At 62.3% G+C, this 24,796-nt stretch carries 10 protein-coding genes, 2 tRNA genes and 1 pseudogene; 8 read left to right on the forward strand and 5 right to left on the reverse strand.

Annotated elements, in window-relative coordinates:
• Positions 1-44 precede the first annotated feature (44 nt).
• From clpB to lon, 3 genes and pseudogenes are all read left to right on the forward strand, one after another.
• A pseudogene (gene clpB, locus IPL79_06600) lies at positions 45-2,669 on the forward strand (ATP-dependent chaperone ClpB).
• A complete protein-coding gene (locus tag IPL79_06605) occupies positions 2,666-3,478 on the forward strand; it encodes a J domain-containing protein (GenBank protein ID MBK9070657.1) in 813 nt (270 codons plus the stop codon). The pseudogene clpB and the gene IPL79_06605 overlap by 4 nt, the downstream one beginning before the upstream one ends.
• Positions 3,475-5,967, forward strand: coding sequence for an endopeptidase La (lon, locus tag IPL79_06610; GenBank protein MBK9070658.1), 2,493 nt, complete (start codon positions 3,475-3,477; stop codon positions 5,965-5,967). The genes IPL79_06605 and lon overlap by 4 nt, the downstream gene beginning before the upstream one ends.
• Here the strand turns inward: lon and IPL79_06615 are convergent.
• Together IPL79_06615 and IPL79_06620 are read right to left on the reverse strand one after the other, a co-directional pair.
• Positions 5,957-7,192 (reverse strand): PQQ-dependent sugar dehydrogenase, encoded by a 1,236-nt coding sequence (locus tag IPL79_06615; GenBank protein MBK9070659.1) that lies wholly within the window; start codon positions 7,190-7,192, stop codon positions 5,957-5,959. The two genes, lon and IPL79_06615, sit on opposite strands and share 11 nt — an antisense overlap.
• Positions 7,193-7,195: 3 nt before the next feature.
• On the reverse strand, positions 7,196-8,218 hold the full coding sequence (locus IPL79_06620; GenBank protein MBK9070660.1) for an NAD-dependent isocitrate dehydrogenase: 1,023 nt from the start codon (positions 8,216-8,218) through the stop codon (positions 7,196-7,198).
• 68 nt (positions 8,219-8,286) lie between these two features.
• Between IPL79_06620 and IPL79_06625 the strand changes: the two genes are divergently transcribed.
• A complete protein-coding gene (locus IPL79_06625) occupies positions 8,287-9,153 on the forward strand; it encodes an SAM-dependent methyltransferase (GenBank protein ID MBK9070661.1) in 867 nt (288 codons plus the stop codon).
• Here IPL79_06625 and IPL79_06630 read toward each other — a convergent pair.
• A complete protein-coding gene (locus IPL79_06630; GenBank protein MBK9070662.1) occupies positions 9,132-10,889 on the reverse strand; it encodes an ABC transporter ATP-binding protein in 1,758 nt (585 codons plus the stop codon). The two genes, IPL79_06625 and IPL79_06630, sit on opposite strands and share 22 nt — an antisense overlap.
• 154 nt (positions 10,890-11,043) lie before the next feature.
• On the opposite strand from IPL79_06630, the gene IPL79_06635 reads away from it, so the two are divergent.
• Together IPL79_06635 and IPL79_06640 are read left to right on the forward strand one after the other, a co-directional pair.
• Positions 11,044-11,116, forward strand: a tRNA-Phe gene (locus IPL79_06635).
• Positions 11,117-11,142: 26 nt separating this feature from the next.
• Entirely contained in the window at positions 11,143-12,870 is a 1,728-nt protein-coding gene (locus IPL79_06640; protein ID MBK9070663.1) for a protein kinase, read from the forward strand.
• 2 nt (positions 12,871-12,872) lie between these two features.
• Here IPL79_06640 and IPL79_06645 read toward each other — a convergent pair whose 3' ends face one another.
• The gene (locus IPL79_06645) at positions 12,873-13,634 is read right to left on the reverse strand and encodes a sulfite exporter TauE/SafE family protein (GenBank protein MBK9070664.1); all 762 of its coding nucleotides are present in this window, start codon (positions 13,632-13,634) and stop codon (positions 12,873-12,875) included.
• A 258-nt stretch (positions 13,635-13,892) separates the two neighbouring features.
• On the opposite strand from IPL79_06645, the gene IPL79_06650 reads away from it, so the two are divergent.
• A tRNA-Leu gene (locus IPL79_06650) sits at positions 13,893-13,973 on the forward strand.
• Positions 13,974-14,033: 60 nt separating this feature from the next.
• Positions 14,034-15,647, forward strand: coding sequence for an FHA domain-containing protein (locus IPL79_06655; protein ID MBK9070665.1), 1,614 nt, complete (start codon positions 14,034-14,036; stop codon positions 15,645-15,647).
• A 394-nt stretch (positions 15,648-16,041) separates the two neighbouring features.
• On the opposite strand, the gene IPL79_06660 is transcribed toward IPL79_06655, so the two are convergent.
• Positions 16,042-24,783 carry a tetratricopeptide repeat protein gene (locus IPL79_06660; GenBank protein MBK9070666.1) on the reverse strand — a complete coding sequence of 2,914 codons (8,742 nt, stop codon included), beginning with the start codon at positions 24,781-24,783 and terminating at the stop codon, positions 16,042-16,044.
• Positions 24,784-24,796: the final 13 nt, after the last annotated feature.

Below are 24,796 nucleotides of genomic sequence, written 5' to 3' on the forward strand. Positions count from 1 at the left end.
CAAGATCGATTGACAGGGCCCAGACCGTGGTTAGTTTGACACACATGAGAACGGACAAACTAACCATCAAGGCCCAAGAGGCCCTCGCCGATGCGCGCGACTTGGCTCAGAAAAAGGGCCAAAGCGAGCTGCAGCCGGAGCACCTGCTCCTGGCGCTCTTGGCGCAAGAAGGCGACCTGGTGGGACGGCTGTTCGAGCGTCTCGGTGTCGATCCCGAGGCCGTTGCCGGCGACATGGACGGCCTGCCTGCCAAGCAACCCAGAGTGTCGGGCGCCTTCGACGTCGGCGTGTCTCGCCGACTGCGCGAGGTGTAGGAGGCGGCAGAAAAGCTAGCGACCACCTTTAAAGACGACTTTGTTTCGTCTGAGCACATGTGGCTGGCGCTCATCGATGAGCGAGGTCCCGTTGGCGAAGCGCTGCGCATGCGCGGCGCCACCCGCGACTCCGCCATGGCGGCGCTCAAGGCGGTCCGCGGCAACGAGCGCGTCACCGACCGCGAGGCCGAAGAAAAATACGAGGCGCTCGACAAGTACACGCGCGACCTCACCAAGCTGGCGCAGCAAGACAAGCTCGATCCGGTGATTGGTCGCGACGAAGAGATTCGCCGCACCATTCAGATCTTAAGCCGCCGCAGCAAGAATAACCCAGTGCTGGTTGGCGAGGCGGGCGTTGGCAAGACGGCGGTGGCCGAAGGCATCGCGCTGCGCATTGCCAGCGGCGATGTGCCGGAGTCGCTGCGCGGCAAGCGCCTGCTCTCGCTCGACCTCGGCGCGCTGATCGCCGGCGCGAAATACCGCGGCGAGTTCGAAGAGCGCCTTAAGTCGGTGCTGCGCGAAATCGCCAGCGCCGAGGGCGGCATCATCCTCTTTATCGACGAGCTGCATACGCTGGTCGGCGCGGGCGCCGCCGAAGGCGCAACTGACGCCGCAAACTTGCTCAAGCCCGCGCTCGCGCGTGGCGAGCTGCGCTGCATCGGCGCCACCACGCTGGATGAATTTCGCAAACACATCGAGAAAGACAAGGCGCTCGAGCGCCGCTTTCAATCGGTGTTTATTGATGAGCCGTCGGTGGGTGACACCATCGCGATCTTGCGCGGTATCAAAGATAAGTACGAAGTCCACCACGGCATTCGCATTCGCGATGCGGCGCTTATTGCCGCGGCGCGCCTGTCGCACCGCTACATTCCATCGCGCCAGCTGCCCGACAAGGCAATCGATCTCGTCGACGAGGCGGCGTCGCGGCTCAAGATGGAGATCGAATCGCTGCCAACCCCGATCGACACGCTCGAACGCAAGATCACGACGCTACAAGTCGAGCGCGCCGCGCTGCATCGCGACGACGACAAGGCCAATCGCGAGCGGCTAACCCTGCTCGACCGCGAAATCGCCGAACTGCGCGAAAGCGCGCAAACCATGCGCGCCACCTGGCAGCAAGAGCGCGACGCGATCGCCAAGACGCGAGAGCTTAAGGCGGCGCTTGAGGCGGCGCGCAGCGAAGCCGACCGCCTGCAACGCAGCGGCGACTTTGACAAGGCCTCCGAGGTGCGCTTTGGCCAGGTACCAACGCTTGAGAAGCAACTCGCCGGCGAAACCGAGCGGCTCACCGCCATGGCCCAGCGCGGTGGCGGCTTCTTGCGCGAAGAGGTCACCGAAGAAGACATTGCGTTTGTGGTGGCCAAATGGACCGGCATTCCCGTCGAAAAAATGCTCGAAGGCGATGCCGAACGCTTGCTGCAAATGGAGAGCCGGCTGCGCCAGCGCGTGGTCGGCCAAGAAGAGGCCGTCACCGCGGTCGCCAAGGCGGTGCGCCGCTCGCGCGCCGGCATGTCCGATCCAAACAAGCCAATTGGCTCCTTCCTCTTTCTCGGCCCCACCGGCGTCGGCAAGACCGAGTTGGCGCGCAGCCTCGCCAATTTCCTATTCGACGACGAAAACTCGATGGTTCGCATCGACATGAGCGAATATCAGGAGAAGCACAGCGTCTCGCGCCTGGTTGGCGCGCCTCCAGGCTACGTTGGCTACGATCAAGGCGGCCAGCTCACCGAGGCGATTCGCCGTCGCCCCTATTCCGTGGTGCTGCTCGACGAAATCGAAAAAGCACATCCCGACGTGTGGACGATCTTGCTCCAGGTGCTCGACGACGGGCGGCTCACTGACGGCCAAGGCCGCACCGTAGATTTTAAGAACACCGTGCTGATCATGACATCCAACGTCGGCTCGCATCATTTGCTCGATGGCGACGCTTCCGCGGACGGCACCATCTCCAAGGCCGCATTCGCCAAGGTCACCGCCGAGTTGCAGAAAACGTTTCGCCCTGAGTTTCTCAATCGCATCGACGACGTCATCATATTCCATGCCTTGGGTCGCGGTCAGCTCGACGCCATCGTCGGCATCCAGCTGCAGCACGTGCAGAAACGCCTCGCCGAGCGCGAAATCACGCTCGAGCTCAGCGCGGCGGCGCGTGCCTGGCTTGGCGACCAAGGCTACGACCCTACCTACGGCGCCCGGCCGCTCAAGCGCACCATCTCGCGCAGCGTCGTCGACCCGCTGGCTGAAAAACTGCTACAAGGCGAGTTTACGCGCGGAGATAAGATCGTCGCCGACGTCAATCGCGACGGCGATGCGCTAACATTTGCACGAGAACCCCAAGCTAGAGGTGCGGTTGCATGACAATTTCTTTTGACCCCCGGATAGACTACTACAAGGCACTCGGGGTCAGCCCATCGGCCACGGCCGACGAAATTAAAAAGGCGTATCGCAAGCTGGCCAAGGAGTTCCATCCCGATGCCACGGGCGGCGACAAGCGCAAAGAGTCGCGCTTCAAAGACGTCTCCGCAGCGTGGGAAGTCTTGTCCGACGCCAAACAGCGCGCGCAGTACGATCAAATTCGCGCCGGTGGCGGCCGTGATCCGTTCGGTGGCGGTGCACGGCGCTCACCGGGTGGCGCCGGCGCGGGTGTCGATATTGGCGATCTGTTTGCGTCCATGTTCGGCGGCGCGGCGTCGAGCGGCGGCAGCACCCGGCGGACGACGGGACGACGGTCGGATATGCACATAGATCCACCCAACTGGCCGTTTGGACAGGAGGATGAATCGACTTCGTATAGCACAGGACGCGCAAGCGCACCGCGTCAAACCAAGGCCGTCGATGGCAGCATGCTGCGTGTGGAGGGCAACGACGTGCACAGCGACGTGCGGATTCGCTTTGATAAGGCGCTGCTCGGCTGCAATGCCGACATCCCAACGCTGGAAAGCCGCGTCACGGTCAAGATCCCACCTGGCACATCGAGCGGGAAAAAACTGCGGCTGCGGGGCAAAGGAATGGCCGATGCACGTGGCCAAACAGGCGATCATTACGTCACAATTCACATAGATGTACCGGCCAAGCTCGACGAAGAAGGCAACCGCCTTTTGGAGCAGTTGACGCGCCACCTTGCGGGCGCCAAAGCTAAAGGACCGACTACCAAAGGCGAACCATGACCAAAGCGAACCAAACTGGCCAATACCCGGTCCTCCCCCTGCGCACGGAAGTGCATCTCCCGGGGACCGTCGCGCCCCTCGAAATCGGCCGCGAGGCCTCAATTCGCGCCATTGAATCGGCGTCCAAGGACGACGGTTTTATCGTCGTCATTCCGCAAAAAAATCCATCGGTGCGCGAGCCCGGCGCTAAGGACCTGCTCGACATCGGCGTGCGCGCGCATGTGGTTCAAGTGCTCCGCCACGGCCCCAACCGCCTCACGGCCATTGTTAAGTTTCAAGATCGGGTGCGCATTGAAAACGTCGTCGCCGGCGAGCCGTTCTTGGTCGCCGATGTGTCGGTGCCGGCCATCACCTCCAGCCTGCCTGAAGCCGAGCTTGCCAAGTTGGCGGCCAGCGCGCGCGCCCACCTCGTGGTGATTTCCACCGACGAAGCCGAAGCCAAAGGCGAGAAGCGCGAAGGCAAGGAAGAGCGCAGCAGCGAAAAATCGGACAAGGGAGAGAAGAAGGAAAGCAAGGAGCCGCGGCTGGGCAAGCTCGACCCGGCCTCCATCGCGGCGCTGACAGACGCTAGCGAAATCGCCGACCTCGCCAGCCAATTTGTTGAGCTCGAGCGCGATGATCAAACGTTTTTACTGTGCGAACTAGACCCCGCGTTGCGCTTGCAAAAGCTGCTGCCGGAATTTGAGCGCCGCGCCACCGTGCTGCGCATCAAGGCCGACCTCGGCGCCGAGCTGGAAGGCGAAATCGCCAAGACGCAGCGCGAGCGCGTGCTGCGCGACCGCGCGCGGCAAATTCAGGAAGAACTCGGCGAGGCCGATGACAACGCCGAAATCGACGAATTGCGCAAGCGCGTCGACGACTCCAAGATGTCGCCAGAGGCGCGCGCCGCCGCCCGCAAGCAGCTCTCGCGCATGTCGATGATGCCGAGCGCGTCGCCGGAATACAACATCGCCAACACCTACGTCGAGACCTTGCTCGACATCCCATGGGGCACCTATACCGACGATCGCATCGACGTGCCGGCCGCCCGCGCGCTGCTCGAAGTCGAGCACTCGGGCCTCGACAAGGTTAAAAAACGCATCCTCGAGTTCATCGCGGTGCGCAAGCTCAAGCCCGACAAGCAAGGCCCAATCTTGCTGCTCGCGGGCCCGCCTGGCGTCGGCAAGACCTCGCTTGGCCGCTCGATCGCCACGGCGCTGGGCCGCAAGTATGTGCGCATCTCGCTCGGCGGCGTGCGTGACGAAGCCGAAGTCCGCGGCCATCGCCGCACCTATATTGGCGCCCTGCCCGGCCGCATTGTCGCGGGCCTTAAAAAGGCTGGCTCGATGAATCCGGTGTTCGTGCTCGACGAAATCGACAAGATGTCGTCGGATATGCGCGGCGATCCATCGTCGGCCATGCTCGAAGTGCTCGACCCCGAGCAAAACGGCGAGTTCGTCGATCACTACGTCGAAGTGCCTGTCGACCTGTCGCGGGTGATGTTTTTGGCGACGGCGAACAATCTCGAATCCATTCCAGGGCCGCTGTTTGACCGCATGGAGCTGGTCGAACTCGCGGGCTACACGTCGCTCGAGAAACTCGCGATTGCCAAGAACCACCTAGTCGCCAAACAGATTGGCGAACATGGCTTAGACAACGGCCGGGTCGCATTTCCCGATGAGTCCTTGCTCGAAATTATTCACGGCTATACTCGCGAAGCCGGCGTGCGCAATCTCGAGCGCGAGCTTGCGAGCGTGTGCCGCTCGGCAGCCGTCGATATTGCAAGCGATAAAACGGACGCGGTAACCGTCGATCACGAACGCATTGAGCGCGCGCTTGGGCCGGTCAAGTACACCAAGGACAGCATTCTCTTGGCGCCCGAAGTTGGCCGCGTCATGGGCCTGGCGTGGACCCCAGTTGGCGGCGAAGTGCTGCCAATCGAGGCTCGCATCTACAAGGGCAAGGGCGAGCTTCGCCTTACCGGCCAGCTGGGCGACGTCATGAAGGAATCGGCCACCGCGGCGGTGTCATGGGTGCGCAGCAACTCGGTGCGCCTTGGCATCGATCACGACCAAATCCTCGCCTCGGATATTCATATTCACTTGCCGCAGGGCGGGATTAAGAAGGATGGCCCTTCGGCGGGCGTCGCGCTTACCTGCGCCGTGGTCTCGGTGCTCACCAAGCGCCCGATTCGCCACGACATTGCGCTCACGGGGGAAATCGACCTCCGCGGCCGCGTCATGCCGGTTGGCGGCATTAAAGAAAAGCTGCTCGGCGCCCACCGCGCCGGCTGCAAGATCGTGCTGCTGCCCGAGAAAAATCGCAACGACACGCTCGACCTGCCGGCCGAAGTCACCACCACCATGGAAATTCGTTTCATCAGCAAGGTCGATGAGGCGCTAGCCTTAGTGCTCGGCGATGCGCCGGCGACGACCGCGACCAGTGGCGGCATGATTCCGCCGCCGGTGACCACGCCCAAGGCTTCGACCCAGGGTCTGCCTACGTCGTAGGCTGCGGCGCCGCAGGCTGCGGCATCCGATAGCTCATCTGATAAATCGTGCCATCAAGCGAGAGGATGAGCAGCTCGCCAGTCGATGACTTTCCGAAGGCGACGATGTTGGCCGGCACCGTTGCCTGCGAAGCGAGCCACCCACTCCAGTCCAAATGGTGCCATCGTGGCCACTTGCTATCCCACGTCAAGCTTCGCAGCAACGGCTTGCAGAAATCGGCGTAAAAAAAGATTGGATGGCCGCCACCATGGCTGGGATAGTAACGCGACGTGAACGCGACGCCGCCCGACACCGAACACCCTTCCGCATGCGAATAGTCTGTTAACGGCGCAACAAACCCAGATAGGTCGCATTGCGGCGTCAGAAAGCAGTGGCGGCCCTCGGCGATGTTCCAGCCAAAATTGGCGCCTTGAAGGCTCTCATGCGCAACGGCATAAATGCTCTCGTAGCGATTCTGCCCGACGTCAGCGATAAACCACATCTGGGTGCCCGGATCGAAATCAAAGCGCCACGGATTGCGCAGGCCGCGGGCGACTATAGCGGGCGCGGCGATCGGGCCATCGACATCGAGACGCAGCAGCTTGCCGAGTAAGCTAGCCGAATTCTGAGCATTGCCGTGAGGATCGCCAGCAGCGCCACCATCTCCGGTGCCAACGTACAAGTCTCCTTCAGGTCCAAATACAAGGTGCCCGCCATTGTGGTTCTCGTAGGGTTGTTCGATGGAGAGCAGTTCGCGTTTTGAGGCGAGATCGATGGCTGTGGCGTCGCGATTGGCGGTTAGTTCCCACACCTTGGTCGCGCCCTCAAGATCGGTGAAGTTTACGTACAACTTGCGATTTTTGGCGAATTTCGGATGCAGCGCCAAGCCCAGTAGCCCTTGCTCCGTGCCCTTGCTGACCAGCGCGGTAAGATCGAGCACCGGCTTTGCGGCGAGCCGCGGCGATTCGCCAACCGCGAGGCGAAGCAGCCCACCTTTTTCAACGATGAGGTAGCCGTGCTTATAAGTTGGCAGCGCGATGACCGCCACGGGCTGCGAGAGACCGCCTAGCAGTGGCACCAAATGAATTGTTTGGATACTGCTGGCGAGCGGCTCTTCAGGGGCCAGCAGGGGCGGTGGTTGTGGCACGGTCACCGGCGTCGCATCTGCTGCTGTGCGCGCGGGCTCGGTTGATGAGGATCTACAGGCCGCGCCGGCCAAGCCTACGATCATTACAATTCGAATCATTGGTTACTCCATGTAGCGGATGACGCCGTCGGTAAATTGCACGGTGTTGGCCTTTCCGCCGAGGTCCGCGGTGCGCGTGGCATCGTCGCCCAGCGCGCGGAGCAGGCCGCGCTTCATGCGCGCGGCGGCCGCGGTCTGGCCCACGTGCTCAAGCAGCATCACTGCGGACATCGCAAGGCCCGTGGGGTTGGCAATACCCTTGCCGACGATATCGGGCGCGGTGCCGTGGACAGCCTCGAACATGGCGCAGCCGCCATCGCCGATGTTGGCAGCCGGCGCGACGCCAAGGCCGCCGATGAGCCCAGCGGTCAGGTCTGACAAGATATCGCCAAAGAGGTTCATGGTGACGATCATGTCAAACCGCTCGGGCTGGGTCACGAGCTTCATCGCGGTGGCGTCGACGATCATGTCGTCAAAGACAATATCTGCAAAGTCCTTAGCGACCTCGCGGCCGGTGTCTAGAAAAAGCCCATTGGAGAGCTTCATGATATTTGCTTTGTGCACCAAGGTGATTTTTTTGCGGCCGTGGCGGCGGGCGTAGTCAAATGCGTAACGGATGACGCGCTCCGAGGCGAACTTGGTGATGATCGCAATCGATTCGGCGGCGGTGCGGCGCGCGTCGACGTAGTGCTCAATGCCGGCGTACAAATCTTCGGTGTTTTCGCGCACCAGCACGATGTCGATACCGGAAAAGCGCGACGGCACGCCTGGAATAGACAACGCTGGCCGCACGTTGGCGAAGAGATCAAAATGCTGCCGCAAGGTCACATTGACCGAGCGGTAGCCGCCGCCAATCGGCGTCGCGAGCGGGCCCTTGAGCGCAAGCTGGTGCTGCTTAATGGAGTCGAGCGTCGCCTGGGGCAAGGGGTCGCCTACTTGCTCGACTGCGGTCGTGCCGGCCAATTGCCTATCCCACGCAACGCTGCCCCCGGCGGCGTCGATCATCTTGAGGGTAGCCGCCGCAATTTCCGGGCCGATGCCATTGCCTTCGATCAGCGTAACCGTTGGTTTTTCGGGGTAATTCACTCGCGCACCATAGCGCACGCCCCCACGTATTGGCACGCAAACGCCGCAAACTAATGTATACGCCGCAGATGCGAGCACGCGTTGGCAAGCCAGATTTGGCCGCGGAAATTCCACCCGAGTTTCCGCGGCCCTTGTTGCAAGATTTGCACTTGCTGACCCGCGAGGGGCACCTCAACGCGGACGCGCGGCGCAAGCTCAAGCAGATCCAGCACTTGATCGGCCTGCTCCGCCCAGCCTTGACCGACCTGCTGCAGCGCCACGCAGCGCCGACGGTCGTGGATTGCGGCGCAGGCAAGAGCTACCTCGGCTTTCTGCTCTATGCCGCGGTGCTCGCGCCGGCGGCCAAGGGCAGCTTGCTATCGATTGAGTCGCGCCCCGAGCTGTCCACCGCCGCACGCGAACGCGCCAATACCTACGGCTTTGACCGCTTCACCTCGGTGGCCGCCACCATCGCGCAGGCCGGCGCGGCCCTGCCCGAGCGCGTGCAGCTCGTTACCGCGCTGCATGCCTGCGATACCGCCACCGACGACGCGCTGGTCTTGGCGCTGCAAAAGCGCGCCGACTACATTGCGGTGGTGCCATGCTGCCAGGCCGAGGTCGCGCAGCTCCTAAAAACCGCCAAGGCCACGCCCGCGATGGCTTCGCTGGCAGACCACGCCTGGCACCGCCGCGAATTCGGCTCGCATCTGACGAATGTAATTCGCGCGTTGGTGCTCGAAGCAAACGGCTATCAAGTGACGGTCACCGAGCTCGCGGGGTGGGAGCATTCGCTAAAGAATGAGCTCATCTTGGCCAAGCGCGTGCAAGGCCACAACGCCAAGGCGGCCGCGCAGCTACGCGAACTCCTCACCGCGACCGGCGTCGAGCCGGCGCTGGTGCGCGCACTGCCGCCGCCTCAAGCTCCGCCTGCGCCTCAGGCCGCGCCCATCGTCTGAAGCCGCCATAGCGACGCATAGGTGCCACCGAGCGCCACGAGCGCATCGTGGGTGCCCTGTTCGACGATGGCGCCGCCCTCGAGCACACAGATGACATCGGCACGCCGCACGGTAGAAAGCCGGTGCGCAACGATCAAGGTTGTACGCCCCTGCGTAATACGCCCGAGCGAGCGTGCGATCGCCGCCTCGGTCTCATTGTCTACTGCGCTGGTCGCCTCATCCAAAATCAAGATGGCCGGATTGCGCACCAGCGCGCGCGCCAAGGCGATGCGTTGTCGTTGGCCGCCCGAGAGGCGCTGGCCGCGTTCGCCCACCTTGGTTTGGTAGCCGGCGGGCAGCGCGGTGATAAAATCGTGCGCCTCCGCGGCGCGCGCCGCCGCTTCGACCTCGGCCTCCGTGGCCGCCAGCCGCCCATAGCGGATGTTTTCGGCGATGGTCTCGTCGATCAGGAAGACGTCTTGCCCAACATAACCAATGGCCTCGCGCACCTCGGCGTCCGCCAGCGTCGCCAGCGAGGCGCCGCTCAGGGTGATCTGGCCCGCGGTCGGCGCATAGAACTTCATGAGCAGCTTCATCATCGTGCTCTTGCCCGATCCCGTGCCGCCGACGAGGCCGACCGTCTGCCCCGCCGCGACGCGTAGCGAAACGCCGCGCAGCACCGGCGCGGCGGCATCGTAGGCAAAGTCCACGGCCTCAAAAGTGAGATCGCCTTGCGCCAAAGGCCCTACCACCGCCGTGCCTCTCGGCATGACCAGCGGTGCATCGAGCAAGGCAAAGGCGCGCCCGATGGCCGCGACCGAGCGATTGTACATGTCGGTAACCTCCGCCAGGCGCGTTAGCGGCCACAGCAAGCGTTGGGTTAAAAAGACAAACACCGAGTACGCGCCCACCGCCATCTTGCCCTGCAGCGTCAAGTGGCCGCCAACCAGCAACGTCGCGACAAAGCCCGCCATGATCGCCATGCGAATAACCGGGGTGATGGCGCTCGCCAGGGTGATCGCGTCGCGATTAGCGGTCTGATAGGCGTTGCTATAGGCCGCAATGCGCGCATCCTCATGCGCCTCGCGGCCAAAGGCGCGAATCGTCGCGACGCCGCTAAGGTTGTTATTGACCACGCCGCTCAGCGCCGCGGCGGCCTCGCGCACGGCGCCGTAGCGCGTCCGCAACCGGGCCTGAAACCAATAGGCGCCGACGATAATAGCGGGAATCGGCAATAGCGCCCACACCGCGGTTTGCGGCGCGAGAATCACAAAGGCTAACCCACATAGCAACGTGCCGACAACGACTTGGATAATCTGCGAAATGCCATTATTGACGAAGCGCTCGAGCTGATTGATGTCCTCGCCAATCACCGACAACAGCGCGCCGGTTTGTTTGTCCTCGAAATACTGCAAATCAAGGCCCTGCACGTGGCGATAGACGTCCATCCGCAGATCGTGCTGCAAGGCCTGCGCGAGGTTGCGCCACGCCACCTCGTACCAGTATTCACACGCGCTTTCGCTGACCCACACGGCGACGGTTAGTGCTGCCAGCAGGTAGAGCTGTGACATCGAATCGACGATGCCAAATTGCGCAAGCCATGACGCCTCCTGGCGCACCACCACGTCGACGGCAACCCCAATTAACACCTCGGGCAAGACATCAAATAGCTTGTTGAGCACGGTGAAGATCACCGCGACGTTGATCTTGGCGCGGTACCGCGTCGCATACCGCCAGAGGCGCCAAAGTGGATGCATCCGCCCAACCTGCCCGATGGCCGCACCCCGGGCAAGTAGCCAGCCCGTGCGGCGCGGCAAGCAGCCTGCAAATTCGAGAATCTGCGCCCGCAAAACATGCGGCGCCTGGTTTACAAGCGCAGGCGGCGTGTGTAGTTTTCTCGCCCTAATCCCAGCCCGGGTAGCTCAGTCGGTAGAGCAGAGGACTGAAAATCCTCGTGTCGGCGGTTCGATTCCGTCCCCGGGCACCCTACCTGCGCTATCATCGATTTAGATGGCAGCCGAGGCGACCGACGGCACGAAGCCACCGCAGGAAGAGCTTGACGCCACCGCCGAGCTTGGGCGGGCGCCATCGGCTTCGGGCGAGCGGCACATCAGCCCCGGCGACATTATCGACAACCGCTATCGCGTTGAAGGCGTGCTGGGTGAAGGCGGCATGGGCGTGGTTTACCGCGCCGAACACATTGCGATCGCAAGACCGGTGGCAATCAAGCTGCTCCACGGCCCGCTCGCGGCCTTGCCTGAAGTGCGCGCGCGTTTTGAGCGCGAGGCGCTTGCGATCGGGCGCATCAGCCACCCCAACTGCGTCGACGTCAGCGATTTTGGCCAACTCGCCGACGGCTCGCTCTATCTTGTCATGGAGTATTTGGACGGCAAGCCGCTCACCGAACTTCTCCATCACGGCCCGCTTGAGCCGGGTCGCGCGCTCCACATCTTAAAGCACATCTTGCGCGGCCTGGCCCACGCCCACCACATGGGGATCGTGCACCGCGACGTCAAGCCCGCCAATGTCTTCGTGGTTCGCCAGGGGCACGATGACGCCTTCGCCAAGATCGTCGATTTTGGCATCGCCAAACTAGTCGGCCCCACCACAACCACCGATGTCAACCTGACCCAGGCCGGCATTGCCTTTGGCACGCCGGTGTACATGTCGCCAGAACAAGCCATGGGCGAGCCTGCCGATGCGCGCAGCGACCTCTATTCGGCCTCGGTCGTTGCCTACGAAATGTTGGCTGGCGCCCCGCCGTTTGTTTCGGACGACAAGCTGGATCTCATGGGCATGCACGCCAATCGGCCGCCGCCGCCGCTGCACGCCACCCGCGACCAATTCTTTGCAACCCAGTCCGATCCGGTAGCACCTGCCGCATTAGTCGAGCTCGACGCCCTGATTCGGCGCGGCCTCGAAAAACGACCCAACGTTCGCTATGCGTCAGCTGCCGCGTATCTCGAGGCGATCGAGCAATTAGAAACCGAGATTGCCGATTTTGCCAACGTTCGGCCCCGCCGCTGGACCGTAAGAAAACGCCTCGGCCTGGCGCTGCTTGTGGCCCTGAGCCTCGCGGCGCTGGGATGGTTTTTTGTCCCGCGCAAACCGGGGCTGCCGACGCCAACCCCCGATTCCGCCGCCGGCAAGGCCGCGGCCCAGCTTGAGCGCGGCAATCCCAATGCGGCGATCGCCACGGTTAAGCAAAGCAAGGCAGCCAACGAAGATCCGCTCGCGCAGGCGCAGCTCGGCCACGCCCTCGCGTCCAACCGTGATTATAAGGGCGCGCTAAAAGCCTACCGCCGGGCGATTGAGCTCGAGCCGCTGCTTCGCGACGAGCCGACGCTGCGCGCGAATCTAGCCGCAATGGAGACAGAGCCAGACGCCGCCACTAAGCTCGCCGCTTGGTGGTTTGGCGTCGAAGTGCTTGACGACGCGCGCGCAAGCGAGCAACTCCTCGGTGCCGCCCTCGCCCCCGATGCCCGCCTGCGACAGCTCACACGGCTTAGCCTAGAAAAACACTCGTTGGCCCCCCGCGTCGATTGGGTGGGATCGTATCTGCAAGACCTGCAGCTCCTCCCAAGCTGCGCCGAGCGCAAGACGGCCATTGCCAAACTGCGTGCGCTTGGCGACAAGCAAGCCGCGGCGCCGTTGCGCGCCGCCGCCGCCGCCAAAGGCAACAAGTGTCTTGCGGCGGATGCCCAATCCGCGGTGCGCTTTCTGTCCCAGGTCAAATAGCGCTACCTTGCGAGCAAGGCGAGCCCCGAGACGACGAGCCCCGCCTGTACTACGAATTCAAACTGCCGCTGGCTCACCTTGTCGTGCAATTTTTCGCCAATAAAAATGCCAATCAGTACAGACGGGCTAAGACACGCCGCCACCAAAAGCAGATGCGTGGTGACGTGGCCTTGCGCCGCATCGACGGCTAGCACGATGACATTGCACACCAGCCAAACCGCTAGCAACGTGGTGCGGAACCGACTGCGATCCATGTGCACCGTCGCAAGCGCGCGGACCAAGAGCGGACCGCCCGAGGCTAGAATGCCCTGTACCACGCCGGCGCCGAGCATCCACGCCGGCAACAACGCCACCACGGGCTTGCTCGGCCAGATACCGGTCAAGCTGAGCAGATCGCGAAGGGCCAAGGTCAGCACCATCGCGCCCAGGATGAGCTGCAGCTGCGCGGCCGAGATGAACGGCGCGACCACGGTGCCAACCACCAACCCCAGCCCCATCAGCGGCGCGATGCGTCTCCGCAGCAGCTCGCGGTCTACCTGGTCCGCGTGGCGTACGAGCGGGATGGCGCACAGGGGCAACGCCAACACCATGAGCACGATCTTGAGCTCCGCCACTGGCAGCCAAAAGGAGCCGAGGGTTAGGGCGATGACAATGCTGCCAAACCCAGTCATCGTCTGGATGGCATTGGAGGTCGCGATGATTGCCCCCAAGATGAGCAATGTCGAGATTTCAACCATGGGAGGTGGCAGAATCCTACCAGCCATCGGCTCCAAAACAAAGTAATTTCAATATGTTATGAACTGGCCTGGCGCGGCATTGGCCTTGCACTACGGTAAGACATGCTGATTCTTCTCACCTTCGTGCTAGCCGTGATGCTGCTACACCGCGACCCTGCCATTACGCGCCTCAAGAATGCCGACCCCGGCCAATCGCGCGCCTAGCCGCTGCCAGGACGCCGCTTCTCCGTGAGCGGCCTGGCGCGCTTGACTATTGACCGCCGCTGCATACACTGCCCCACCTTAGCGAAAGTGGCGGAATGGTAGACGCGCTGGTCTCAGAAGCCAGTGGGTAACACTGTGGGGGTTCGAGTCCCCCCTTTCGCACAAGACATCTCGGCACATGCGTTTACGGTCCATTCGTTCACAGGTACGATGGCAATGGGCATGGCAAGACTGATCGTTGTAGCGGGCAATGAGCGGCAGGAGCATGAGCTCAAGCCTTTCAATTCGATCGGGCGTCACCCCGACAACACCATCCAAGTCCTCGATCGCATCATCTCCAAAGAGCACGCGCACATCCAATCGTTGCCCGACGGTCGCTTCCTGCTGCGTGACCTCAAGTCGCTCAACGGCACCTTTTTTCGCGGCGAGCGCGTCGCCGATCGCATCCTCTGCGACGGCGATGAAATCACGATGGGGTCGACGACCCTTATCTTCGTGCAGCAAGCCTCGCCGCCACCGCCGCCGCTGAGCAAGGTCACCATCTCCGCCGGCGTCGCGGCGAGCCACATCCGCAACCGGATCAGCGCCGATGCCGGCGACTTCTTGCCTGAAAAAGAGGTGCAGGATGAACGCATCCTGCGCCGCGACTACGAGCGCTTGCGCATGGGCCACCAGCTCGCCCGTGCGGTCGGCGCCGAGCTCGACCTCGAACGCCTCTTGCCAAAAATTCTCGACCAGGCCATCGAACTGGTGGGGGCCGACCGCGGCGCGATCTTGTTCATGAATGAACACGGCGACCCGGTGCCGCAGTACGTGAAGACCAAGTCGGGCAAATCCGACAACGACATCGTGCTTTCGCGGACGGTGCTGTCCGAGGTCATCGGCAACCGCGCCGCCGTCTTATCCTCTGATGCCACCGTCGATTCGAGGTTTGCCGCCGCGCACAGCATCATTATGCAGGGCATCCGGTCGACCATGACCCTGCCCTTGCTGGTGCGCGACGAGTTGCTGGGCCTCATCCATCTCGACTCGCTGTTTGCCTCCAACGCGTTTACCGAGAAAGACCTGCAGATTTGCACCGGCATGGCCTCGCAGGCCGCGATTGCGATCCAGAATGCGCGGCTCGCCCAGCGCATCGAGCAGGAGGCCCAAACACGGGCGCAGATCTCGCGACTCATCCCGCCATCGGTCGTCGAGCAAGTCGTCAAGGGCGAGCTCGTCATCGAAAAGGGCGGCCGCCTCTCCGAAATCACCATGCTCTTTTCCGACATTCGAGGGTTCACCACCATGTCGGACGGCACGCCGCCGCAAGAAGTCGTCACCACCCTCAACGAATACTTCGAGATCATGGTGGATATTCTGTTCCGCTACTCCGGCACCTTGGACAAATTTGTCGGCGATGAGATCATCGGCCTTTTTGGTGCGCCCATCGCCATTGAAAACGCGCCGCTCAAGTCCGTGCTCTGCGCGGTTGCCATGATGCAAGGGCTCGATGAATTCAATCGGACGCGCGCCGCGGAGAACCTCGAGCCCATTCGCATCGGCATTGGCATCAATACGGGCACCGTCATTACCGGCGCGATTGGCTCGACAAGGGCCTTGCAATATACCGCGATTGGCGACGCCATGAACGTCGCCTCGCGCTTGGTCAATCTCGCCAAGGCCGGCGAAATCATCATCTCGGAAGCAACCTATTCCCATGTCGCCGAATACATCGACGCCATGCCGCTCCCACCCGTGCGCGTCAAAGGCAAAGCCGAAGAGCTTCAGGTCTTTCGCGTCGTCGGGCTCCGCAGCGCCGCAGGCGGCGCGTGGGGCGAAGTCACCAAGGCGTAAGGGGTGCCCCTAATCAGGCGCGGTGTCAGCTGCGCTGTACCTCCACGGCGCAAAGTCCTACCGGTAGGTGGCGCACGTTTCTTCCGCGAGCATAGATTGCAGGGCGGTGTTCGTGGCACCGAAGGATGTGGATACCACAGCCGTCTCGCCATGCCCCGGAGGGTCGCTATCTGCGAGCAGGAAGACACGTGCGTCCACCTGCCGGTCCTCCATCTATCTGCGAGCAGGAAGACACGTGCGCCACCTGCCGGTCCACAATCTATCTGCGAGCAGGAAGACACGTGCGCCCACCTGCCGGTCCACCCGCACTATCTGCGAGCAGGAAGACACGTGCTCCAACCGGCCGGTAACTCCAAGTGTAGTGATGTCCTTGGTGCCCGGTCGCCAAAACCGCTTAACCGATGGTGATGCCCATTTGCTTGCGCACCGCGAAGTAGTTCTCGCCGATGGAGAACAAGATGAGCTCTTTGATGCGCTCCTTGACCGCGTTCTGGCCGCCGGCTGACGGGTCGGCCGAAATGAGCTTAGCCGCCACCTCGAGGTCGCCACACAAGACGAAGCCCGCACGCTGCGACACGGCCTCGGCAGCCTGGCCCCACTCCGCCAGGTTAACCTTGGATTCATGGCTTAGAAACGACCGCACGACCTGGGCAAGTTGCTCAGCCATTTGCGGCGTGATGCGTTGCTGCATCTCTGGCAAGTATTGCGCGACTAACGGAGCTACGTCGGTCGGCACCGGGATGTCGCGCTTGACCAAGGCGATCGCCGAATACAGCGCCACCTTAAGCTCGGTATTGGTTGGCAACAGCAGCTTCAAATAGTACTCGGGCCGCATAAAGGTGAGCCGTCGCGCGGCCGCAAAGGCCAACTCCTTCTCCGACTTGCCTTGAAACAACTGTGGCCTGACCACAAAGGCCGGACACAACTCGGTCTTATCGATAAAATTCGCGAGCTGAATTTCCGCCGGCTTGTTATCCTCAAGCACAAATACTTCGGGCAGCGGCACGCCCAAGGCCTGGGCGGCGTAGTAGAGCGCCCGCGACAGCATGAGCTGATCGGTCCGCACGTCGCGCTTGTCCTTGCGCTTGAGCCCGAGGTCCTTGTGCGGATACGCCTTCATCGCCGCGACGCCTTGGTAGACCGCCGCGAAGATGGCCGAGATATAGCGATTTTCCTGCTCGGGCACCATGCGGCCCCACGATTCCGTATTCATCGCGCTCGCCGCCTTTGCGAGCCCGCGCGGCTTATACTGCTCGTAAAACTCGAGCTCGTGGGGGTCGGCCTTTTTAAGAAACGCCAAGGTGGCGCTAATGCACCACTGCTTGTCGTACTGCTGCGTCTCTGAATAGATCTTGTAGAGCGCCTTGTAGCTATCGTACTTAAAGGGCTCGGCATTGAGCATGCGCACGTGCTGGTCGACGGCCTTGTCGGCGTACTCAGACCCCGCCGTCAGATACAACTCCGCCAAGATCTCGGCGCGCGCCGCATTGTCGGGATCGAGCTGCTGCGCCAGCTCAAAGGCGCCGACCGCGCTCTGGTAATGCTTGAGCCGCGAGCGGTAGACCTCGCCCAGTGCATGAAGCAGATCGACCCGCAGCTTGTTGTAGGTCGCGGGATCCACGCCTGGCTTGTCGATGCGCTTGAGCATGTTGCGATAGCTGCGTTCCTGATCCTTCCACGCGCGTTTGGTGGTCTGCAGCTTGTCAATCTCTGCAAAGGCCTTAAGCGCCTTGGGCAACATCTGTGCCGAGAGCTTGGCAGGATCTTCGAAGAAGTTGTCGAGCGCGAGGTTGTAGTGGTCCACGGCCTCGTCAATTGACTGCAACTTATCGCGAAAAATATTGGCCGAGGCCAGGAAGTACTGACCGCGCGACACCGGCTCTTTTTCGATCTCGGTAAACCGCACAATCGTCTCCACGGCTTTTTTCCATTGCTGGGTATCGACGTAGAGATCGAGCAAGCGCTGCAAGAGCGAGTGATCGTTAGGCGCGAAATCGAGGGCCTCGGTAAATGAGGCGATGGCTTTCTGCGGATTCGCCAGCTTCTCCTTGTAGATTTCGCCGATTTCACCGAGCAAGGCGACGCGCTCCTTTTCGGAGGCCGTTGCCAACAGGCCGCGTTTGGCGTGTACGACCGATTCCCACTCCTCTTGCTGTTCTTGCAAGGCGACCATGGCGAGCAACGTATCGCGATGGGTCGGATCGATTTCCAACGCCTTCTCGAACATGTTGTGCGCCTTTTTGCGCTCACCTAGATGCTGCCGAACCATGCCTAAGCGGAAATAGGTACGCACCACGTCGGCGTTGCTGGTGACGTCCCGCTGCTGCACTAGCAAGGTCTGGTAGAGCTTGCCCGCGCCGTCCCAATCTTGCATCTTATAGAGCAAATCGGCGCGGCTGATGAGCGTAGGCAGGTAGGTCGGGTCGAGATCATAGGCCGCCTTGTAATAGGCCCCGGCCCGACGCAAGTCACCGGTCTCATCGGCGGCGCGGCCTGCCTGGTAATACAGCTCATTGAGCTCCTGCCCATCGGCGCCGCCATCCCCCAATTTGCGCACGAGCATTTCGACGACCGGCGCGAGCGCCGCCCATTCTTGGGCTTCAAAGTACAGGCGCGCCAATGGCCGCCCCGCTTCGACGTGTTCGGGATCGAGCGCGATCACCGCTGCGTAGAGTTGCTTGGCGTGATCGGCATGGGCCAACCGCTGCTCGTAGATTACGGCGGCGCCATAGAGCAGACGCACCTTATCGGTCGGCACCGGCATTGCCGCCTCGGCGCGGACCATCATCTGCGCGGCCTTGAGCCAATCTCCGCGCTCGCGATACATCGCGACCAAGGCTTCCATCGCCGCGGCATTGGCCGGGTCAAGGGTAAGGGCGTGCAACAGGTGCGACTCCGCCGCCTCAGGGTCCTTGATCTGCTGATGCAGAATCGTCCCCATGCGGCGGTACAATTCGGATTGCGTCCGCACATCGTCGACGATGCGCACGTAGGCGCTTTGGGCCTCAACGGCGCGATGCCAGTCGCCAATCCGTTCATAAAGACGTCCCAGCGCATCAAGCGCCCGCGGCTCATCCTGCCTAAGCGTTAGGGCCTCGTTGTAGGCCTCGAGCGCGCGGTCGGGGTTGTCGAGTTGGGCCTCGTACAAGCCACCCATGGCGCAATACAGATCAATCCGCGACGCGATGTCGGCCGTGGCGGGGATATGGTTGCGGTACGTCTCGACCAGGGCGTCCCATTTCCCAGACTGATAGTACAGTCGTTCGAGCTCGCGGAAGGCCGCGGCATTGCGCGGGTCGAGCGCCACAATCTTTTCGTAGCAATCGGCGGCGCGATCGAGCTTGGCATACCGCTCCTCCCAAGCCGCGGCCATGCGGCCATAAAGCGCGACGCGCTCGCTATCGGTAGGCGACACGTCGAGCTGCAGCTCCAGCACTTCGAGATAGGGCTGTGGTTGATTGGTCTTGTCGTAGAGTTCTTCCAACGAGCGCAGCGCGGTCAGGTTGGCGGCGTCAATTTCGAGGACTCTGCGATAGGCCTCAATCGCTTGCTGGTAGGCCCCGACCCGCTGGTCGTAGACCTGGCCAATTTCGATGCGCACGCGGGTGGCCTCTTCCGGATCGCTTTCGACGGCCGCGCGACGGTACAAGACATCGATCAACGCATCCCACGCCTCGGCGCGGCGATACAGCCGTTCCAAGGAGCTCAGCGCGCCGCGATTTTCTGGATCGGCCGACAAGGCCTGCTGATAGGCATATAGCGCTTGTTGCGGGTCCTGCAGCTGGCCTTCCCACAATTCGGCGAGTTGTAACGACAATTCGGTGCGCGCGGCGACGTCTTGCTCGACGGCAATATGCCGATTGAGCGTGTCTTGCAGCTCGCGCCACATGCCACGGCGACGCTGCAGATCGGCCAAGGCCACTAAGGCCCCGGGATGGCCCGGATCGATCCGCAGGGCCTCTTGCACCGAGTGCATCGCGTAGTCGACGTGCGAGAGATGCTCGCTGTACCAGCGACCGATCTTGACCCAAAGCTCCGCCGCAGCAACGCGGTTTTCGACCTCCAGCGTACGCACCTGCTCGGTGTACTCAGTCAGCAGCTCGGCCCACTTGCCGGTTGCGCCGGCAAGCCGTTCTAGCTCGCGCGAGGTGGTTTCGTTTGCATAGTCTAGCTTGAAGGCGGCCTGCAGCACCAAGAAGGCGGATTCCTGATCGCCGAGCTCGGTTTCATAGATCCGCGCGGTTTCGTGAAACAACGCGATTCGTTGCGCGTCGTCGGCGAGAAATTCGCCACGGGTAAGAAACACCTCGACGAGCTCGCTCCAGCGATACTGGCTGCGATAGATCGATTCGAGGCGTTCGCTCGCCAAGAGATTGGCGGGCGCCTCTTGATGTACCAATTCAAACAGCTGCGCCGCATTCGCGAGATTGCCGACCTTTTCTTCCCAAATAGCGCCCGCCTGGAGCAGGTGTTCGGCGCGCATGTCAGGGTCGCTGGCGAGCTGCGCCCGCTGTTGCAGGATCTCGACAACGCCGTCCCAGCGTGCCTCGCGGGTATAGAGCGCTTCGAGCGCCGTGATCGCGGCTTCGTTGCGCGGATCGAGATGCAACACCTGTTGCCACGCCTCGATGGCGTCGTCAACGCGGCCAAGCACATCACCTTCGAGCTCACCGAGCTGGCTGTACTGGGCGATGAGGACTTCATCTGAAAACGATTGCGAGTCGACTGAGACCGCAATCAGCCGGCGCAAGCTGCTGCTGAGCTCGTCCCAGGCTTGGGTGTTTTGATATAGCTCGCAAAGCGCCGTCAACGTCTCGCCATCGACAGGATTAATGCGATCTGCCGCCAGCCACGCATCGATGGCGTTGCGCGGCCGCGCGAGCTGGCTCGCCCAGATGCGCCCCATCGATTTATAAAGCGCAATCTGCTCGCGCTCGTCGGGGGTGATCGCGACTTGGCGTTCCAGGGTCTCGACGTATGGCTCCCATTGGCCATTGCGTTCGTAAATTTCGGCGACCGCGCCGAGGGTCTCGGCGTCTTCCCCCCGGATATCAGCCACGCGACGCCAAAGGTCGACGGCATGATCATCTTGGCCCAGCGCATCTGCCGCAACCCGCGCCATGCGTGCGTAAACGCCTGATAGTTCGTCGTCGCCGGCGGCTACATCGACCAATTTTTCGTAGGTGGCGTAAAGCTTGGCCCATTCTTCTCGGCGAAAATAAATCTCTTCCTCAGCTTCGAGCGCCTTGCGGTTGCGGCTGTCGCCCTCTAGCACGGCGCGGTAAGCCCCAAGCGCGGCATCGAGATCACCAAGCACCGATGCATAGATTTCGCCACGGCGAAACAAGAGCTCATTGCGCTGGTCTGGATCATCGGCCAGCGCGACGCGCCGCCGCAGCACTTCGACGAGCTCGTCATACATGCCCGCCGCGAGATACAAGCGATCGAGGGCTAGCAGGGCCGCCTCATCTTCTGGCGCGAGCTGCAACACGCGCAGGTAGGCATCGACCGCACCCGCGACGTCGCCGATTTCCTCTTCAAGCACGCGTCCACGCTTGATCAGCACGTCGCGAACGATCGTGCGCTCGAGCGAGGCATTCTCATCAAGCGCCTGCTGATACGAAGCGGCGAGATGGTCCCACGCGCCAAGGTCGCCCGCGAAGCGTTCGAGTTGCTCCGACGCCAACTCTGATGATGGATCTTCGATGAGCGCTTGCGCCCACCATTGGAAGGCGCGCCCCGGATCGGCCAGCCTCGACTCGGCTAGCTCCGCCAGGCGCTGCAACATGGCCAAGCGCTCACGTGGGGCGACCTGCGCCGCCAACTGCGCCTGATATACGGCATGCAGTTTTTCGAACTCGCCGGCCTGCTCGTAAAGTGGTTCAAGAATCGCGATCACCTCAGATTGGTGTTGGTTGCCCGCAAATAGGCTTTCCAGCGCCGCGATCGTCGGGGCATGGGTCGGCATCGCGAACAGCACCTCGCGATAGACATCGATCGCGCCTCGGGCATCGCCCAGGGCGTGCTCAAGGGTCTGCCCCAAGCGAAACTGGTACAAGGCCGCGTCGTTTTCGTCGCTTGAGAGGCGAGCCCGCGTGCGCAGGATGCCGCCAAGCTCGGCCCATTGCTGCGTGTGCGAATATAGGTCGTCGAGTGCCTCCAGCGACACGGCCTGCTCGGGCTCAATCGCCAACACCCGGGTATGGCTCGCAATCGCGGCCTGCAAGTCACCAGTTTCTTGCTGGAACACCCGCGCTGCGCGCAACAGGACTTCAACTTGCTTGCTTGGCTCGCCCGCCGACTCAACCTGCGCGAGGTACAACGCCCCCGTCTGTGGCCATTTGCCGAGCTGGTCCGACAAGCGCTCAAGATGACCTATGGTTAGTTCGTTGCTGCGGTCGTCCGCGAGCGCTCGGCCGTAAGCCTCATACGCCGCGTCCGGATTTGTTAGCTGAGCCTCCTGGAGATGCGCCAGTCGATGCAAGAAGCCGACCCGCTCGGCCGGTTCTTCGGTCTGCGCCACCATGATTTCAAACACCGCGGCCAACTGAGCCCATTGTCCCGAGGCCTCATAAATCGGCTCGAGAACTTTGGCCGCCGCCAGGGGTTCCGCGCTGCCACGAAGCAGCCCGTCAAGGGCTGCAAGGGTTTCTGGGTGATACGGATCAAGCGCGAGGGCCCCGCGATAGGTCTCGACTGCACGGTTGGTGTCGCCAAGATGCGTCTGCCATAACAGGCCGACGCGGTAGGTGAGCGCCACCGTTTCTTGATCATTGCCCGATAGCTTGATCTGACGCTCAAGGTTGCCAAGCAGGTCGTACCAACGTTCGGCCTGCCCAAGCAGGCGATCGAGCGCCTGAATCGCGGGCACCTCGGTGGCATCGACGTCCAAGATTTGTTGGTACGTTTCGATGGCCTTAGCTGTATTGCCGAGCTCGCGATCGTAGACCTGCCCCAGGACGTAGAGCGTTCGCTTCTTCTCTTCGGGGTCGGCGGCCAGATCGGCACGCTTGGCATAGACGTCTTTGAGCTGGCTCCAGCGCTCCAGCCGAATAAACAGCCGCTCGAGCGCGGCCAGGGCCGTCTCGTCAGCATCGTCGATCGTTAGGATGTGCTGATACGTCGCGATGGCGGCCTCTTGGTCGGCGAGCACTTCTTCCTGAAGCTGCGCGGCGCGATAGAGAAATTCCTGCTTGGACGCCGTGTCGGCGGCGACGTCGCTGCGGCGGCGCAGAATGTCCACCAAGCCCGCCGAATTGCCCGTCATCTGCCAGATCGCTTGAATGCGCGTCGCCGCGATCTCTTGCGAAGGGTCCACTTTAAGTACCTCTTCGAGGGTCGCAACCGCGGCCTGCGCATCGCCGATAGCCTCTTCTTGCACGCGCGCCGCGCGGTAGCGCAAGCCAATGCGCAGTTCGTCATCGGCGGCGGCGGTCGCGGCCTCGAGATACAACGTGACCAGCGCTTGTGGATCGCCTAGCCCGATGGCGAGCCGCTCCAGCTGGGCAAGTGTGACCGCGTCTTGCGGATCTTCGGCTAGCGCCCGGGCATGGGCGGCAAATGCCGCCTTCATGTCGCTAAGCGCGATTTCGTGCAATTCGGCGATCTGGTGAAGCAAGGCGAGTTTCTGCGCCGGATCGAATGAATGCCTGACGATGATCTCGAGCGCACCAATCTGCTTGGTCGCATCGCCTTGGTCGCGATAAAGCGGCTCAAGAATATTAGCCACGGCTAGCTCGAACTCAGCCTGCTGGCCGAGTCGCTGCAAGGCCATGATGGCCTCGACGTTGCCGGCATCGGTATCGAGGGCTTGGCGATAGGTCTCAACCGCGGCGGCCTGTTCACCAAGTCGCGTTTCCCGCACGTGGGCCAGGCGCACCAGCAACGGCACGCGCTGCGCATCGTCTTCGACGATGGTTAGCTGCCGCGTGAGATTGTCACCCAAATCTTGCCAACGTCCCCCGCCCTCAAACAGGCGATCGAGCGCCCGCAAGGCAACCAAATTGTCCGCATCCTGCGCCAGCACTTCGCCATAGGCCGCGATTGCCTCGTCGCGCTGCCCCAGCATTTGGTCCTGGATCTCGGCGATCTTAAACAAGACATCGAGCCGCTCGGCATCGGTCGCGACGATGTCCGCCTTGCGACGATAGACATCGAGGAGTTCCGGATAACGCTCCTGGCTGGCAAAAATCGATTCCAGCGCCGCCAAGGCGCGTTCGTCGTCGGGCTCGACGGTCAGCGCGCGTTGGTAGGCCTCGACGGCACGATCGATCTTGCCGAGGCGATGCAAATAGGCCTCACCGAGCTTGAGCGCCATTTGATGGGTCTGGACCGCGTCGAGTTCATCGGACTTCAGCGATTTCTCAAGCAGCGCCGCATAACTCTCCCAGCCGCCGTCGAGCAAATCTGCCAACGACTCGAGCTCTTGCTGCGCGACTTCATTGCCAGGTTCTTGCTCGAGACAACGGCCATAGGCGTCGGCCGCCTTTTCCGCATTGCCTAGCCGCAGGCGATACAATTCGCCAATACGCAACAGCAGCGCCGCCCGCGTCGAGGGGTCCGCCTCGGCCGCTACCTTGATTTCTTGCACCAAGACGAGCTGGGCCCAATCCGCGGTTTGTTCGTAGATGGGCTCGAGCACGGCGGCCGCGACGCCGCGATGTTCCTTGTCATCGAGCTTGCGCTCCAGCGCGGCCCTTGCCGCGGTGTTGCCGGGATCGACATCAAGCATATCGCGATAGACTTCTATGGCGGAGGCGGCTTGGCCCAGCCTGAGATCACGCGTCTCGGCGAGCTTGCGACGCAGTTCGAGATGCGCCGCGCGATCATCTTCGAGGCCGATGACGACCATCTGCCGCTGCAGCACATCGGCGAGTTCCTGCCACTTTTCGCCGCGCTCATACAAGCGCGCAAGGGCTGCCAAGGCGCCCTTGTCGTCGGGCGCCATGTCGGTAATCGACAAATACGCCTTGATGGCCTCGGCGTCGTCTTTGACTTCGTTTTCAAAGAGCAAGCCCAACTTGCTGAGGATCGCGATCCGCGCCTCGGGCTCGCTCGTTAGCTCGAGCTTGCGCGCATAGACTTGCTTGAGATCGCCAAATTGCCCCTTGGCTACCAAAAAGGCGGTCCAGCGCATCGAGCGCGGCATC

This window comes from Myxococcales bacterium (genome assembly GCA_016716835.1).
Taxonomy (GTDB): domain Bacteria; phylum Myxococcota_A; class Polyangia; order Haliangiales; family Haliangiaceae; genus JADJUW01.

Excerpts from the sequence above, each read along its gene's own strand:
- IPL79_06625 (MBK9070661.1), top strand. The coding sequence starts at position 8,287 with ATGCGAGCACGCGTTGGCAAGCCAGATTTGGCCGCGGAAATTCCACCC.
- IPL79_06660 (MBK9070666.1), bottom strand. The coding sequence starts at position 24,783 with ATGCGCTGGACCGCCTTTTTGGTAGCCAAGGGGCAATTTGGCGATCTC.
- IPL79_06630 (MBK9070662.1), bottom strand. The coding sequence starts at position 10,889 with ATGCATCCACTTTGGCGCCTCTGGCGGTATGCGACGCGGTACCGCGCC.
- IPL79_06645 (MBK9070664.1), bottom strand. The coding sequence starts at position 13,634 with ATGGCTGGTAGGATTCTGCCACCTCCCATGGTTGAAATCTCGACATTG.
- lon (MBK9070658.1), top strand. The coding sequence starts at position 3,475 with ATGACCAAAGCGAACCAAACTGGCCAATACCCGGTCCTCCCCCTGCGC.
- IPL79_06615 (MBK9070659.1), bottom strand. The coding sequence starts at position 7,192 with ATGATTCGAATTGTAATGATCGTAGGCTTGGCCGGCGCGGCCTGTAGA.
- IPL79_06655 (MBK9070665.1), top strand. The coding sequence starts at position 14,034 with ATGGCAAGACTGATCGTTGTAGCGGGCAATGAGCGGCAGGAGCATGAG.
- IPL79_06640 (MBK9070663.1), top strand. The coding sequence starts at position 11,143 with ATGGCAGCCGAGGCGACCGACGGCACGAAGCCACCGCAGGAAGAGCTT.
- IPL79_06605 (MBK9070657.1), top strand. The coding sequence starts at position 2,666 with ATGACAATTTCTTTTGACCCCCGGATAGACTACTACAAGGCACTCGGG.